The organism is Shewanella sp. DW31, assembly GCF_015767295.1.
GTDB lineage: Bacteria > Pseudomonadota > Gammaproteobacteria > Enterobacterales > Shewanellaceae > Shewanella > Shewanella oncorhynchi.
Genome location: NZ_JADWMP020000005.1, coordinates 56,358 through 72,010, shown reverse-complemented (window position 1 = coordinate 72,010; position 15,653 = coordinate 56,358). Strand labels below are relative to the sequence as shown.

Sequence of the window (15,653 nt, the reverse complement as noted above, 5' to 3'; positions counted from 1 at the left end):
CTCCTAGTGCTGATGACCGCTGCTTAAACGCATTAAGCTGCCCTTGAGACTGGCTTCGGAGTCGAGTAAGAATTGCCCCGAAATCACCACCCGTTCACCTTCATTCAGGCCTGAAATAATCTCGGCTTTACCTTGGCTCATCATGCCGACTGTGACTGCCTTGGCGGTAAAGCTGTCATCGGCTTGTTTGACGATCACGCGGTTTTCTTTACCCGTCTGAATTAAAGCTTCCTGCGGGATCACGAGCACATCTTTATTCGGGCCACCGAATAGCGAGACTTTCGCGAGGGTTTTAGGTCTTAAATCTACGTCGGCATTGTTGAGAACCACTCGTACTCGCAGGCTGCGAGTGACTGGGTCAAGCTCAGGGTAGATATAATCGATCGTGCCTTCGATGCCACTGATATTCATGGCGGGAACGGCAATTTCGGCCTTTTGACCTTTAGCAATCCAGCTTTGCTCATTCTCGAATACGTCGGCAATCACCCATACCTTAGAGAGATCCACTAGGGACATGACTTCGGTCGAAGGCTGAATGTACATGCCATCACGAACGTCGAGGGCTTTAACTATGCCATCCTCTTTGGCGTAGAAAGGTACGCGATACTGGGTTTGATGTGACTCGGCTAATTGTTTGATTTGTCTGTCGTTAAAACCGAGGAAAGATAAGCGTAAACCCGCATTGCGCACCAAATCTTTGTAGCGGCCTTGGCCGTTTGCTTTGGCGGTGTCCATGGCGAGCAGGTAGTCATCTTGGGCGTTAATTAAATCGGGAGAGTAGATCTCGTAGATCAGTTGGTCTTTCTTGACGGTATCCCCCACGGATTTGACCATGAGCTTTTCAATCCAGCCAGTGACGCGGGCATGGATATGGGTGATCTGGCTTTCGTCGTAATCGATTTGACCGACGGTTTCGACAAATTTCCACAGTGTGTCGCGTTCAACCTTGGCGACTTTGAGTGCCAGCGCTTGCTGCATACTGCCGGAAACATTGATATTGATTTCTTGGGTATTGCCGCCCGTTTCGACTTTTTCTAAGTTCATGCCGCAGATAGGGCAAGTGCCGGGCACATCGCTGATGATGTGAGCATGCATAGGGCAAACGTACTTGATTGTTGTCACGTGGTTTTGGGCTTTAACTAAGCTGTCGGCCTTAGGTGTTGGGGTATCGAATACCTGGCTCGAAGCTTTCGCTGCCAAGATTTGTCCATGCTCAGAGGCTTGGTGATCTGCGACTTGATGCTGTGCATGCTCGGCCGCAGAGTTTGCGGTATCTTGTTTCTCAACTAAAAACATATTGCACTTAGGGCAGCGACCAGGCTCATGGCTGAGCACTTCGGGATGCATAGGGCAAGTGTAGGTTTTTACTTGATTTAACGAATTATTTTTAGGCGCTGTTGCAGAATTTACTGCAGCTTCGGTCGCCACGGGCTCTTGTGTGCTCGCCAGTTGGGCATGGCTCAACCAAGGCGTACCTAAGAGTAAGCTACTCAAGATCAGTACGGCTTTAGGGGTCTGCTTTTTTACGGTTTTAAATGAATTCATATGCCTCATCTCCAGCCTAGCTTAGTGGTGTTTGTGGGCGTTTTTTGCCGCACCTTCAGCCGGTTTTGCTTCTATTGCCTTTGGCTCTAAGTTCATACCACATTGAGGGCAAGTATCCTCTTTGCTGCCAGTCACTTCAGGGTGCATAGGGCAAACATGGGTATGTGCTTGTTCCTGTGGATTGGCATTGTCGTGTTGATGTGCGTGCGGCGCGGCCGTCGCAAACACGCTTGTGCTGGTCAGCAAGAATGTGATTAAGGCGAGATTAGTTAGTGTTTTCATATTATTCACTCCATCGGATTAACGGCCGAATACGAGCGCATAAACGTCAGTGAGCACAGTGGATCAAAGCGGTTCGCTTCGATAGACGAATTGATGCCACAATTTGGCATTCGGCTCAGTAATCAACGTTTTGCTAGACTCGGGTGCACGATTTAATGATAAGGCACCACAATAAACGGCTAAATAGGGCGTTAGCTTAGGGCTAACAGCATTGTCGTTTTAGCTTGGTCGTTTGGCTTTTTTTAAGGGTTTATTTGCCCAATAAGCACAAAGTAGAGCTAGGCTATCGGTGGTTTAAAGGCCGAAGACAAAGAGATAGAGTGGAAATGAGGCATAGGAGTGGCCATTGCAGTATCGCTCATGCTCACACTTGGCCAGAGGTGTGGGCTGAATAGAGTGCCAGCGACTGAAATCGTCAAACAATGACCACAATCATTTGAACATGATGTGGTGCCATCACAGCAATGCTGTTTCGCGCCGGGAAGCATTTTATCGTTGCAGCAATCCGTGTTGGCCATTGAATGTGAGTCAGAACTGTTCTCCGTGTCCATCTGCATCATTGTAGCGTGGTGCATTTGGTAGGAAACCTCATGATTCATCGCACTCATATCCATAGTGTGTGGCACCATGGCGTGACCATTAGACACGACACTTTGCCCGACGAGTGCGAGTAGAGTGAATATGACTAAAAAATAACGACTGAGTGTGTGATGCATAAGTATTCCAAATGATGAACGGCTCGAGTCTAGCATAGAGGCATTATGCTGTAATGATTTAACTCACATTTCAGCACATGCCTCAGATTAAATATTTAACTCGTCTAAATTAGAAAGCGGGATTGCTGACTAACATTTTCGCCATCAGTTGGCTGTGGCTTTGCAGTGGATATTCGCCCGCTTTGTCACCATTAATACTGAGTTGAATCGTTGGATATTTAATAAATTGACGCGCTTCAGCTTCAGTCATTATTTTGGGCTGGGTGATTTGGTAGCTATCACTCGCCTTCACATCCAGCACTAAGTAAAGCGGCGCTGATTTAACCCAGTTGCCACTATCATCGGCGCGATAATCAAATATATCCTGATATTTTAGCTCGAGCAGTACTTTCCCTGCGGAGAGTTGGATGGGTTTAAAGGGCGTGGTTGGCACACCATTGATACTGATAACACTGAGCGCATCTGTGCTATTTAAGCTGGCGGCTGTAACTGTGGTGCTACTTAATAAGGCACCGATAACGAAAGTAAGGCCTAGTAAGCTTTTGTTCAATAAAGTGGTTTTCATAATAAACTCCAAAAATTCTCTGTACCTCGTTGCGGTGCGAACATGCAGCGGCGCAATCAAAGGTGTTTAGTCGGTTTTACGTTGTAAAAAACGAAAGACGTTACAGTGAATTGGAGTTAGGAGGCGGTGTGGTGAGCCCGAGGTCGGCAGTTTGCATCGCCCAGCCTTGTATGGCAATACGCTTGCTTGCTGGGTTGGCGAAGGCCAGTTCTAGCACTGCAGGCTCAAGGTAAAGTGATGATAGGCAATGGGTTTGACAATGACTTGTCATACTATCTTGGCAGTGTTGCAAGCAATCGGATGCAGAACAATCTGGCATGGTGCAGTTCATTTCTGCATCCATCATCAGCATGGTTTGACTGCTGTGGCCATTGGTGTTGGCTGAAGTTGGCATAGCACTCACTATCGCCGATTGGGCGATTAGCGAAAATAACACTGCTATGGTGATCCAAAATTTAGCCATGATAACTCTGAAAATTGATTGCTTACCCTTAGAGACCTTAGTTAGCCCAATAAAGTTTCATATACGATTCAAATTTTAATTTTTAATGATTTATTTCTCCGCCTACTTCAATAATTAAACAAAACATCGACTGGATCACATTTCTATTTTCTAGAAATGATTTCAATAGTGATTGATTCTCAAAGGGGAAATCTCATCGCGATAATCGGTAACTTGCGATTATCGGGTGATTGCATTAGCTTTAGTTAAAGTGCATCACAGTTCAGCTAGCGGTTTTTACCAAATGACGTCCAAATAGTTAGAGCTAAGTCTCATTTTGCGCTTTTAAGGTTAATTTAATCAGCAAATTTCGGCTTAAAATCAAATTTCTAATAAATGAAAGAGCATAAACTAGTCTTATAAAAACTAATTTTGACAATTTTGGAGATAGAGTGATGAACTGGCGTGCACTATTTAAACCTAGCGCGAAATATTCAATCCTGGCGCTACTGGTCGTCGGTATTGTAGTGGGTGTTGTGGGATATTTTACCACTCAACAAACATTACACGCGACCAGTACAGATGAGTTCTGTATGTCTTGCCATAGCAATCATTCGCTGAAGGATGAAGTGTTGGCTTCTGCCCATGGCGGCGGCAAAGCGGGGATTACGGTTCAGTGTCAAGACTGTCACTTACCCCATGGTCCAGTCGATTATTTGATCAAAAAAATCATCGTATCTAAAGATTTATATGGTTTCATGACAATTGATGGCTTTAACACTCAAGCTTGGTTAGATGAAAATCGTAAAGAACAAGCGGATAAAGCGCTGAATTATTTCCGTGCGAACGATTCTGCTAACTGTCAGCATTGCCACACTCGTATTTACGAGAATCAGCCAGAAACTATGAGTAAAATGGCTGTAAGAATGCACTCAAATAACTTCAAGAAAGAACCAGACGCCAGAAAGACCTGTGTTGACTGCCATAAAGGCGTAGCACACCCATATCCAAAAGGATAAGGTTTAGCGATTAAGTTTCTTAATTGATAGCCATTAAAAAGCCCTCAATAGAGGGCTTTTCGCTGTCTGTGTGCTCGGTTAATTCGCTTGAGTCATCACTCGTTGCCGATAAGCTAACAGGCTGAAAATTCCGAAGATAAACACTTGTAGATAATCTTGTTGCGTTAATGGCAGCAAGGTCTTAAACAGCATGTGGAAAATCGCGACTTGGAAGCAATGCATCATGCAGGTAATGGCAAACAGGATATTTAAAGTAATCGCCACATTGCCTTCAAAGGGGATGACTAAGTTGTAGGCCATCATCAACCAAGCAATCAGAGTGATGGCTTTACCTAAGTTAATTAATAAGGGCATGGTTTTCATCTTCGATGGGCTCAACAGTGGTTTCTGAGTGATATTGATATAAACGGTAGCTCACTTGCCCTGCATTCTTTTCTTTTAAGGCGTGCCAGCGAGAAGGGATAGCAAGTTGCGGCAATTCAGACTCGATTTCGACATAAATCAGCGCACCATCATTGAGCCAGCCTTGAGTATCTAGCAGTTGAATCGTCTTTTCTGCCAATCCCTTACGAAAGGGTGGATCGATAAACACCACATCGAAACCTTGCTCGCAGCCCCTTTGCAGTATCACTAACGTATCAGCATTGAGCACTTCGGCCTTATCGCATTTAAGGGTTTGCAGATTTTCTTTTAATTGCAGGGCTGCGCCGCGTTGCAACTCGATAATTTTGGCGAAACTGGCATAGCGGGACAAGGCTTCGAGAGCTAAAGCGCCACTACCGCCAAAACAGTCGAGTACACGTGCATTGACTAAATCATTCGCCAGCCAGTTAAAGAGTGTTTCGCGAACCCTGTCTGTCGTCGGGCGTAAACCTTCGAGATCTTGGATAGGTAGACGACGCGAGCGCCATTGGCCTGCGATGATCCGCACTTGTCCACTGCCGGGTTTATTTTTGGCTGTTTGACCCTTGGTCACATTATTTTTGACCGTTCGATGATTAACCAAAGTGCCCCCGTGATTTTGCCTGAAGAAAGAAAGTGGTAGACTGTGCCACCTTAATAAAGGCCGCTATTTTATATCAAAGTCTCACTAAAAGGTGAGAAGGCTAACTGAGCTTAGCTAATTGCCGACTTTTTGGGCGTAATTGCCGAGGCAATCTGGTATAACATCAGGGTCTTATTCAAAATTCAATACTGAAGTAGAGCGCTGGAATCACACATGGCAAAGAAAGGTTTTTTCTCTTGGTTTCGTAAAGATAAGTCACAAGATGAGGTCGTCGCTGAAACGCCAGTTGTTACTCCAACACAAGATACTGATGCAGCACAGCGTTTAGCGCAGGAACAAGTAGAGGCACAAGGGGCCATCGAGGCCGAAGCTCATGCTGAAAAACAGGCTGCAGAACAGTTAGCGGCCGAACAAACACAGGCAAAAGCCGAGGCCGAGCAATTCGCCCTTGAGCATGCCCGAATCGAATCGTTGCATTTTGCTAATCAGCAAGCTGAAGCAACACGTTTGGCTGCAGAACAACTTAGTGCAGAAAAGCATGCTGCAGAGAAGTTAGCCGAAGCACAGTTAGAAGCAGAACAACGCATCGCTGAACAATTTGCAGCACAGCAGTTAGCGGTTGAGCAAGCCGCCGCAGAGCAATTAGCTCAAGCAGAGGCGGTGCGTGTAGTTGCCGCTCAGTTAGAAGCAGAATTACTCGCAGCGGAACAAGCTGAACTTGCCCGTTTGGCCGCCGAACAGCATGCCGCTGAAGCCTTAGCGGAAGAACAACTCGCTGGCGAAGCACTAGCACGTGAGCAAGCAGAGGCTTTAGTTCAGCAACAAGCTGAAACTGAGCAAGCTGTTATAGCCGTTGCTGAATTGCAACCTGAGCCGCAGGCTAGACCCGTTAAGGAAGGGCTCTTTGCTCGCCTGAAACGTGGCTTAATGCGTACCAGCGAGAATATTGGCAGTGGTTTTATCGGCCTATTTCGCGGCAAGAAAATCGATGATGATCTGTTTGAAGAACTCGAAGAACAGTTGTTAATCGCCGATGTTGGCGTCGAAACAACCACGCGTTTGATCAAGAATTTGACTGATCAAGCATCGCGTAAGCAATTGAAAGATGCTGAAGCTTTATATGACTTGTTACGGGAAGAGATGCAGAAGACGCTCGACCCAGTCGCAATTCCGTTAGTGCCAGACAATGCAAATGGCCCATTTGTGATCTTAATGGTCGGCGTTAATGGCGTGGGTAAAACCACCACTATTGGCAAATTAGCCAAACAATATCAGAGCCAAGGTAAGTCGGTGATGTTAGCCGCGGGCGATACCTTCCGCGCAGCTGCGGTAGAGCAGCTACAGGTTTGGGGCCAACGTAATGATATTACTGTGATTGCCCAACATACGGGTGCCGATAGTGCCTCTGTGCTGTTTGACGCTTTACAAGCCGCCAAGGCACGTAAAGTGGATGTGTTGATCGCTGACACAGCCGGTCGTTTACAGAACAAAGCGCACTTGATGGAAGAATTGAAGAAAGTGGTGCGAGTGATGAAAAAACTCGACCCAGATACGCCGCATGAGGTCATGCTGACACTCGATGCGAGCACGGGACAAAATGCGATTAGCCAAGCGCAATTATTCCAAGAAGCCGTAGGTGTAACGGGTATAACTATCAGTAAGTTAGACGGAACGGCTAAGGGCGGCGTGGTGTTCGCGATTGCCGACAAGTTTAATATTCCGATCCGTTACATAGGCGTGGGTGAGCAAATTGATGATTTGCGTACCTTTAATTCGAAAGAATTTATCGATGCCTTGTTCACTCAAGAAAAAGCGGATAGCTAATTTATGATTGATTTTCAGCAGGTCAGTAAGATTTATCCTGGCGGCCAAATGGCGCTGGAGGATGTGAATTTTCATCTACAGCAAGGTGAAATGGCATTTTTAACCGGCCACTCGGGGGCGGGTAAAAGTACGCTGCTGAAATTAATCACGGTAATCGAGCGGGCAACAACGGGGCGCGTCGCGATTAACGGTCACGATATCGCCAAAGTCAGCCCTAAACATGTGCCTTATTTGCGCCGCAATATCGGGATGATTTTCCAGAACCATCACCTATTAATGGACCGAAGTGTGTTCGACAATGTGGCTTTACCACTGGTGATTGAGGGATTCTCCCATGGCGAAATCCGTAAGCGTGTTGCGGGTGCGCTCGATATGGTGGGTTTATATGGCAAGGAGCGGCATAACCCAATTATGTTGTCCGGCGGCGAACAGCAACGTGTTGGCATTGCCCGTGCGATTGTGAATAAACCACCTTTACTGCTCGCCGATGAGCCTACGGGTAACTTAGATCCTAAATTATCTATGGATATTTTGCGTCTGTTTGAAACCTTTAATGATGCGGGAACCAGCGTATTAATCGCCACCCATGATTTAGGTCTTATTGCACGAATGAAATATCGCACTTTTACCCTCAAACAGGGCCGTATGTTAGGTGCACAAGAGTTGCATCCTAATGTGCACACTCGCAGTGCACCGACGAATAGAGGTGAAGGGCAATGAGCGATAGCGCAAAATTAACTCGCAGCAAGCTGCCTCTGTCTGGTCGGATTGTGATGTTTTTTATTCGCCATGCGCAGCAAGCAATGGCGAGCATGGGAGAGCTCTGGCGCAACCCAATATCCTCTGTGATGACCATGGCAGTCTTAGGTGTGAGCCTAAGTTTGCCTGCAGCATTGCAAGTGCTAGTTAAAAATGCCGAGACCATTACCAGTTCCTGGAACAGCGCGGCAGAGATCTCCTTGTTTATCGACGATAATCGTAGTGAACAAACGATTCAGAGCCTGCTGACTCGCATTCGGACATATCCCGAAGTGGATAAAGTGCAATATATTGATAAAAATCAAGCGCTAGAAGAATTCCAACGCTTATCTGGGTTTGGTGAGGCCTTGGCCTATTTAGATAAAAATCCTTTGCCCGCGGTCATTACCGTTACGCCTACGCCGCGTTACTCAACGCCAGTGGGCGCCCGTGAACTCTTAACTAAACTAGAGCGCGAGCCTGAGATTAGCTTTGGCCGCTTAGATATTGAATGGTTAGAACGGTTACAGGCGGTAGTGCGTCTACTCGAACGTACTGTGATGGCGATTGCCGCGTTACTCGTGCTGGCTGTGGTCTTAGTGATAGGCAATACGATTCGCTTAGCGATTATGAATCGGCGCAGCGAAATTGAAGTGATGAAGCTAGTCGGAGCAACTGAAGCCTTTATTCAGCGTCCATTCCTCTACACTGGGATTTGGTATGGTGTCATTGGTGGCATATTGGCTTGGCTTATCATTAACTTATTAGTGTGGTATCTCGATTCGGCTCTTGCCGAGCTGTTGGGCTTGTATGGCAGTCAGCTCGAGATGAAATCGCTCACTTTTACTGAACTGTTGCAATTGGTTGGACTGGCGTCATTTTTAGGTTGGTTAGGTTCGTATTTGTCTGTACGCCAGCATTTACGGTCGATTGAACCTTCATAATAATCAGTCGATTAAACTAAAAAAAGTGATGAAAAATATGCTGAGTAATGAACTTTTGTTCACTTGCAATGTCTACTTCAGCGAGGTAAAAAGGGTATCCGCAAACGAGCTGAGGTTGACATACTCTGTCAATTAGCCGATAGTTCGTGAGCTTATTCTTAGGGTATTTTGTTGTTGAACCTAAGAATGCACTCGTTAAGTAGTCTGATAAATGTAGGAGAGCGAATGACCTTTCAAACGCAATCAATGGCACTGACAGTCCCACAGGGCGCCAGTAGTCTAGAAGCTTATATCCATTCAGTGACTAGCATCAGCATGCTGGACGCTGAGGCTGAGTATGAGTTAGCCAAGCGTTTACAGGAAACTGGTGATCTACAAGCTGCGAAGCAACTGATTATGTCGCACTTACGTTTTGTTGTGCACGTTGCTAAAGGCTATTCAGGCTATGGTTTGCCACAGGCAGACCTGATCCAAGAGGGCAACATAGGCTTGATGAAAGCGGTTAAACGCTTCGATCCCGATGTTGGCGTGCGTCTAGTGTCTTTTGCTGTGCACTGGATCAAAGCTGAAATTCATGAATATGTGCTGAAAAACTGGCGCATTGTTAAAGTCGCGACCACTAAAGCGCAACGTAAGTTGTTCTTTAACATCCGTAAAGCGAAAAAACGCTTAGGTTGGTTCAGCGATGCAGAAGTCACTATGGTGGCTGAAAATTTAGGTGTATCTAAGGCCGATGTGACCGAAATGGAATCACGTATGGCAGCGCAAGATCCGGCATTTGATTTAACCAATGATCAAGATGAGGAGCATGATTTTGCCCCAGTCCATTACTTGGAAGATCATTCATCGGATTTAGCGGAAAACATTGAAAACGACAACTGGGAATCGAATGCCCAAGGTCGTTTATTATCGGCCATCAAAACCTTAGACGAACGCAGCCAGCATATTCTGCGCGCCCGTTGGTTAGATGACGATAAAACCACACTGCAAGAACTTGCAGAGACTTATCAAGTGTCGGCTGAACGTATTCGCCAACTTGAGAAAAATGCCATGAACAAGCTGAAAGCTTGCATGGAAGCCTAAGTCGCATCACGTTTAAGGTGACAGTGATTTAGCCATAAAAAAACCTGCTACGGCAGGTTTTTTTATGGGAGAAAGAATGGATTTAATCGCGACACTTAAAGTGAATTTCGCTATAGCTATAAAGCTCAATCGTATTGAAACGTACGCGACTATGGCTGATTTCACCACGAGACATCGGATTTATCCTACATTTAGAGCCGTTATAAATAGTTAATATATCACTAACTTTTGAGCCTCAATTCAAAAGTTATTTTCGATGCTTATTACAGAACGTTCTTGTTCCTCCGCATTTTGAGTATCGCCTTAAGCAAAGTTGATATGGATATTGAGCACGGAAGATTTGGTCGGGTAGCGATGGATTATGTACCAAGGAAAGCTTTTAAGTTAGAAGGGATGCCCGCCAATTTACGATAGATACTCATTATGCGGTTTTTTTAATGCTTACAAAGGTGGGAAGTTATGTTCTCAATGATCACTAAGTTAGCCCTATCATCAGAATCAGGTTGGGGTACTGCATTTCGTGTCAATGGGGGCGTCGAAGTATGTCAGCAGAGCTTGTTTTGGTTAGTTTGCAAGGGTATCGCTTTTAAACGCGAGGACTTAAAGCTTAGTTATGTATTGGGAGCTGAGGTCATTCTATGTCAATTTGAGACGAGAGTTTTAATTGAGCTGCTTAAAAAAAACAATATTCATTATTTTCAAGACGATAGCCAAGTGCGATGGTTGCTGCCCCGCAATGTATCAACAATCTACTATGCGCAGTGGAAGAATAGTATAGCGGTTGATCTTAACCAAACCTGTGCTGACTACTGTTTTTTTTAAATGCTTATTCTTGCTATGACATTTTATATGAATGAGTAGTGTTTTAAGCTAGATAAGTGTGATTAGTTAGTTATAAATTTTCAATCTATCAATAAGTACATTTATTGCCAGTAAATATACTTCAGAACATCCATTCTTGGTCGATAGTTAGGAGGTGTCCTACAAATCGAAATGGGTGATGAGATGTTAAAGGTATCGTTATTCGGCGTAACTACAGTCATGTTGAGCGCGGTGATAAGCTGTAACGTGATAGCAAAAACTGAGTTTAGAACTCTTTCTTTTCAAGGTGAGATAGCAGAACCAAGTTGCAACTCCGATCTATCTACCATTTCTTGTTATGACCAGAATTTTAATCAATTTCTTACCCAAGTTATACAGCCTAAGATATTGCCGAACGCTATGTATAGTGGCGAAAAACGTGTTTTATTAACCCAGTTCAAACAAATTAATAATCTGGTTTTTAGCCGAAAAAATGAGAATGAAGTTATTCTTGCTCTTCATTATAATTGATGCACAATTTTGCTATTAATAATGGCGATTTCACTTTTTGAAATCGCTTTTTTATTTTTATATTTAGTATATTTATTGTCAGAAATTTCCTACAAGATCGCAAGTCTAGTCCTATATGTAATTGTTAGTGTTGTTGCTATTGTGTGCTCAGCTTCGATGAGCCATAACCATAATATCCCCATATAGTAATAACAGTAGGATGTCTGATGAAAAAATTAACGCTATCTATTTTAGTTTTAGGTGCATTGTTTGGTACTAGTGTTCAAGCGAATAATACTATTACATTCGCAGGTGAAGTATCTGATCAAACCTGTGAAGTGGCTATTAATGGTAATGCTGCCACTCCACTAGTCTTGTTACCCACAGTTTCTACAGTTGAGCTTGCAACAGCAGGCGCTGTGGCTGGTGAAACTCCATTTACCTTATCGGTCAGTGGTTGTACTGTTAATGCAACGAAAGCTCTACCAATTAAAACTGTATTTTATTCTAATAATATTACAGCAGGTGGTAACTTGGTCAATACAGGTAGTGCAACAAATGTGGCACTACAAATTCTTGAGTCCGTGGGTGGAGCTGGCATCGATTTAACAATTGGAAATGCTATAGATGGATTAAATGTTGCAGCAGGTGAAAGTTCTGCCTCCCATGATTTTGCAGTGCGATATATCTCTGAAACTGGCAGTGCAACAGCGGGTCGTGTTATTAGTACTGTGCAATACCTTATCACCTACCTGTAACAGTATTAACCCTGTCTTGTTTGAGCTCACTCTAATACAGAGTGAGCCTTCTTTTCGATGGAAAATTTATGCGATTATCTTCTGTATTACTTAGATTCTCTTTATTTATTGTCATCTTTTTTCAGGTCTATTTCGTAAATGCCAGTGTTGTGATGACCAATACTCGTGTTATTTATCCAAGTGATGCTAAAGAGCGCAGTGTTCAGTTAACAAATAACGATACTTTTCCAAATGTAGTTCAGGTCTGGACTGATATTAATAACTCAGAGTCGACACCTGAGAATGCTGATGGCCCATTTTTGGCGTTACCCGCTATTTTCAGAATAGAGCCTAAGCGAGGGCAGTTAATTCGCTTAATTTATAGCGGCGGTGAGCTGCCAAAAGACCGTGAGAGTGTGTTTTATCTTAATTTTCTACAGATACCTCCATTATCGAAAGAAAATGCTGGTGAAAATCAGATGCTAGTGATGCTCAAAAATAGAGTGAAAATATTTTATCGGCCTGTAGAGATTGAATCTAATCCAGATGATGTGGCAAAAGAGATTGCCTTTGATGTTCAGTATGCTGATGCTGGAATTCACCTTGATGTGAAAAATAATGCGGCTTTTTTCGCCTCTTTTGTTGAGGCAAAAATTAAGTCGGGAAAACAAGAGCTAATCATCCCTATTACTATGCTTGAACCTAAGTCTAATCAGTTGATAGACATTCAGAATCAGCAGTTTGTCATCACATATCCAATGACGATTGAATTCACTTTAGTAAATGATTACGGCGGATTTGTAAAAAGTGAATATGTCATTGCATCTGAACATCATTGATAAGATTGGTTATGAAAAAATCCATGCGTTTGATGAGCCAAATTTACTCTTTGCTGCTATTGATTGGTGTGATCTTTTGCATGTCTTCATCGTTGAGGGCTGATGACTTACAGGATTTCACATTTGATGACAGCCTATTACTTGGTGGTGGTTATGGCGATAGTTATCTTTCTCGCTTTAACTCGACAGCAGAAACTATTCCAGGTCAATACCAAGTTGATATCTATATAAATGGTACTTACTTAAATAGGGAAATTATTAATTTTGTTAAGGTTGGCTCCCAAGGAGTTGTGCCTTGTCTCGACCTTAATTTCTGGAACAAGTCGAATGTAACTGCAATATACATAAACGAAGATGCATTATTGCAGGCTGAATGTGCGGCCCCTGATACTGTGGTCAAGGGGGTATCGACGCAATTTGATGCCGAGAAATTAAGATTAGAGATTGCGATCCCACAAGCTTATTTACGGCAGATTCCGCGTGGCTATGTTGATCCTTCATCTTGGAGTGAGGGAGAGAATGCTGGATTTATCAGTTACAACAGTAACTACTATCAAACTAATAGCCGCAGTGCTGGTAGCGATATGCGTGCCATTTATACGGGCCTTAATTCAGGTGTCAATTTAGGATTATGGCGCCTGAGAAATCAATCGAGTTATCAGTACAAGGATGTTGCCCAAAATACTCAAGAAAGTTTTAATTCTATTAGAACTTATATCACCAGAGCCTTGCCGGATATGCAGAGCGAACTCTTGCTTGGTGATGCCTACACTCGAGGAAATATTTTCGGTAGTTTAGCTTTTACTGGCGTACAGTTGCTGACTGATAATCGTATGTTACCAGAATCGCAGCGTGGTTATGCACCTGTCGTCAGAGGACTCGCTAACTCAACCGCCAGCGTAGTGATTAAGCAAAATGGTGTGAGTATTTATCAAACCACAGTAGCGGCGGGGCCTTTTGTTATTAATGACTTATTTCCCACAAGTTATGAGGGGGATTTGTTAGTTGAAATTAGTGAAGCCGATGGGAAGGTCTCTAGTTTTACTGTGCCATTCAGTGCTGTGCCTGGCTCGTTGCGTGAAGGAAGTTTCCAGTACGGGTTATCATTTGGTGAAGTAGATCAAGCAGAGTCTGGTGGGTACTTTGTAGATTTAATTTCTGAATATGGTTTGAGTAATATGCTGACGCTAAATAGCGGTGGGCGTGTCGGAGATGATTATTTTGCTTTGAGTCTAGGGACTGTATTAGGTACAGAATGGGGGGCTCTAGGGTTAACCGTTGTACATTCAATGTCTCGTATTTCTCAGTCTTCAGCATTAAATGAGTGGAAAAATGGCTGGCGTGTTGGACTTAATTATAGCCATTCGTTCGATTCGGGGACATCAGTGGCACTTGCTGGATATCACTACTCTACAGAGTCATTTCGGGAGTTGAATGATGTTTTAGGTTTGAGGAGGGCATTGGAGAGTGGGAATATTTTTGAATCTGAGACCTACAGTCAGCGGTCTGAAATGAGTTTAAGTGTGAATCAGAGTTTAGATGACTTTGGCTTTGTTTATTTGAGTGGTTCTAAACGTCAATACCGTGATGGGCGCGATGATGACGATCAACTACAGTTCGGTTATACGGTGGGTATTGGTCGTGTGAATATAGGACTCACTTTTTCACGCCAATATACCAGTCAAGTTCCGCTACAGAATGGGTTTGGTGGTCAGCTATTAACTGAAATGAGCGGTTATTCCTCTGATAGGGTGAAGGAAGATCTTGTGAGTCTCACCGTGTCCATTCCATTTGGTAGTCGCCAGTCAAACATGCTTAGCAGTGGGTTTAGTCACTCATCTAGGGGTAATGAACAGTATAATCTAGGACTCGCAGGCACTGTGGACGATGATAATACTTGGACATATGGCCTGAATGCTTCACTGCAGCGGCAGGATAGTTCGAGTGAAAGTGTCAGCGTCAATACGCAAAAGCGTTTTAGCCAAGCGACTTTATCGGGTAACTATTCGATTTCTGGTACTTATCAGCAGGTTGGCGCTGGGTTGAGTGGTGCAGCAGTGGTGCATTCTGGCGGCGTAACATTAAGCCAAAACCTCAGTGATACTTTTGCGATTGTTCAAGCTGAGGGAGCTTCTGGCGCAAAAGTGACTAATAATTGGGGTGCTGAGATTGATGACTTGGGATATGCAATTATCCCATCTTTGACGCCTTATCGCACAAATAGTGTCACGCTTGATACGGGATCTATGTTAAGTGGTACAGAACTTATCGAGACACAACAGCAAGTTGCGCCCTATGCCGGCTCTATCGTTAAGATGAAATTCGAGACTAGACACGGGATAGCCGTCGTCTTCATGACTCAGCAAGCCAACGGCGGCGTTATTCCTATTGGCGCCGAAGTCGTGGACGAAGATGGCCTAGTATTGGGCATGGTTGGACAGGCTGGTATGGCTTATGTCAGAGCTTCTAAACCGAGTGGTCAGTTGACCGTTAATTGGGGAAATAAACCCGATCAGCAATGTCACTTTGACTATACCCTCGAAAGCAGTCGTGATAACACTTTATTAAGAATGCCCGCGCTATGTGAGCGGATTAATTGAGA

Annotated in this window: 16 protein-coding genes; 9 read left to right on the top strand and 7 right to left on the bottom strand. The window is 44.1% G+C overall.

The features are described 5' to 3' along the window. Positions 1–3 precede the first annotated feature (3 nt). The 5 genes from GWI56_RS06000 to GWI56_RS05980 all read right to left on the bottom strand — a co-directional run bounded on the left by GWI56_RS06000 (position 4) and on the right by GWI56_RS05980 (position 3,571). A complete protein-coding gene (locus tag GWI56_RS06000) occupies positions 4–1,545 on the bottom strand; it encodes an efflux RND transporter periplasmic adaptor subunit (protein WP_198572394.1) in 1,542 nt (513 codons plus the stop codon). Between the two features lie 21 nt (positions 1,546–1,566). Further along, positions 1,567–1,827: a heavy metal-binding domain-containing protein gene (locus GWI56_RS05995; protein WP_198572393.1), complete on the bottom strand. Its 261-nt coding sequence runs from the start codon at positions 1,825–1,827 to the stop codon at positions 1,567–1,569. Positions 1,828–2,105: 278 nt separating this feature from the next. Then, positions 2,106–2,543: a hypothetical protein gene (locus GWI56_RS05990; RefSeq protein ID WP_242068360.1), complete on the bottom strand. Its 438-nt coding sequence runs from the start codon at positions 2,541–2,543 to the stop codon at positions 2,106–2,108. A gap of 109 nt (positions 2,544–2,652) precedes the next feature. Next, a complete protein-coding gene (locus tag GWI56_RS05985; RefSeq protein WP_198572391.1) occupies positions 2,653–3,108 on the bottom strand; it encodes a DUF2057 family protein in 456 nt (151 codons plus the stop codon). A 100-nt stretch (positions 3,109–3,208) separates the two neighbouring features. Continuing rightward, on the bottom strand, positions 3,209–3,571 hold the full coding sequence (locus GWI56_RS05980) for a hypothetical protein (protein WP_198572390.1): 363 nt from the start codon (positions 3,569–3,571) through the stop codon (positions 3,209–3,211). A 434-nt stretch (positions 3,572–4,005) separates the two neighbouring features. On the opposite strand from GWI56_RS05980, the gene GWI56_RS05975 reads away from it, so the two are divergent. Next, the gene (locus tag GWI56_RS05975) at positions 4,006–4,569 is read left to right on the top strand and encodes a NapC/NirT family cytochrome c (RefSeq protein WP_105250630.1); all 564 of its coding nucleotides are present in this window, start codon (positions 4,006–4,008) and stop codon (positions 4,567–4,569) included. Positions 4,570–4,647: 78 nt separating this feature from the next. On the opposite strand, the gene GWI56_RS05970 is transcribed toward GWI56_RS05975, so the two are convergent. Together GWI56_RS05970 and rsmD are read right to left on the bottom strand one after the other, a co-directional pair. Next, positions 4,648–4,932, bottom strand: a complete 285-nt coding sequence (locus GWI56_RS05970; RefSeq protein WP_173248200.1) for a DUF1145 domain-containing protein — start codon at positions 4,930–4,932, stop codon at positions 4,648–4,650. Further along, the gene (gene rsmD / locus GWI56_RS05965; RefSeq protein WP_198572389.1) at positions 4,907–5,575 is read right to left on the bottom strand and encodes a 16S rRNA (guanine(966)-N(2))-methyltransferase RsmD; all 669 of its coding nucleotides are present in this window, start codon (positions 5,573–5,575) and stop codon (positions 4,907–4,909) included. Before rsmD ends, GWI56_RS05970 begins: the two co-directional genes overlap by 26 nt. 213 nt (positions 5,576–5,788) lie before the next feature. Here rsmD and ftsY point away from each other — a divergent pair, with 213 nt between their 5' ends. The 8 genes from ftsY to GWI56_RS05925 all read left to right on the top strand — a co-directional run bounded on the left by ftsY (position 5,789) and on the right by GWI56_RS05925 (position 15,651). Beyond that, positions 5,789–7,399 (top strand): signal recognition particle-docking protein FtsY, encoded by a 1,611-nt coding sequence (gene ftsY, locus GWI56_RS05960; RefSeq protein ID WP_198572388.1) that lies wholly within the window; start codon positions 5,789–5,791, stop codon positions 7,397–7,399. 3 nt (positions 7,400–7,402) lie between these two features. Then, positions 7,403–8,119: a cell division ATP-binding protein FtsE gene (gene ftsE / locus GWI56_RS05955; RefSeq protein ID WP_105250626.1), complete on the top strand. Its 717-nt coding sequence runs from the start codon at positions 7,403–7,405 to the stop codon at positions 8,117–8,119. Beyond that, on the top strand, positions 8,116–9,081 hold the full coding sequence (gene ftsX / locus GWI56_RS05950) for a permease-like cell division protein FtsX (protein WP_105250625.1): 966 nt from the start codon (positions 8,116–8,118) through the stop codon (positions 9,079–9,081). Before ftsE ends, ftsX begins: the two co-directional genes overlap by 4 nt. A gap of 225 nt (positions 9,082–9,306) precedes the next feature. After that, complete coding sequence (gene rpoH, locus GWI56_RS05945) at positions 9,307–10,164, top strand: RNA polymerase sigma factor RpoH (RefSeq protein ID WP_006079635.1); 858 nt, start codon at positions 9,307–9,309, stop codon at positions 10,162–10,164. Positions 10,165–10,623: 459 nt separating this feature from the next. Continuing rightward, positions 10,624–10,986, top strand: coding sequence for a hypothetical protein (locus GWI56_RS05940; protein ID WP_198572387.1), 363 nt, complete (start codon positions 10,624–10,626; stop codon positions 10,984–10,986). Positions 10,987–11,702: 716 nt separating this feature from the next. Beyond that, positions 11,703–12,233 (top strand): fimbrial protein, encoded by a 531-nt coding sequence (locus GWI56_RS05935; RefSeq protein ID WP_198572386.1) that lies wholly within the window; start codon positions 11,703–11,705, stop codon positions 12,231–12,233. 68 nt (positions 12,234–12,301) lie between these two features. Beyond that, the gene (locus GWI56_RS05930; RefSeq protein ID WP_198572385.1) at positions 12,302–13,051 is read left to right on the top strand and encodes a molecular chaperone; all 750 of its coding nucleotides are present in this window, start codon (positions 12,302–12,304) and stop codon (positions 13,049–13,051) included. A gap of 11 nt (positions 13,052–13,062) precedes the next feature. After that, positions 13,063–15,651, top strand: coding sequence for a fimbria/pilus outer membrane usher protein (locus tag GWI56_RS05925; RefSeq protein ID WP_242068359.1), 2,589 nt, complete (start codon positions 13,063–13,065; stop codon positions 15,649–15,651). Positions 15,652–15,653: the final 2 nt, after the last annotated feature.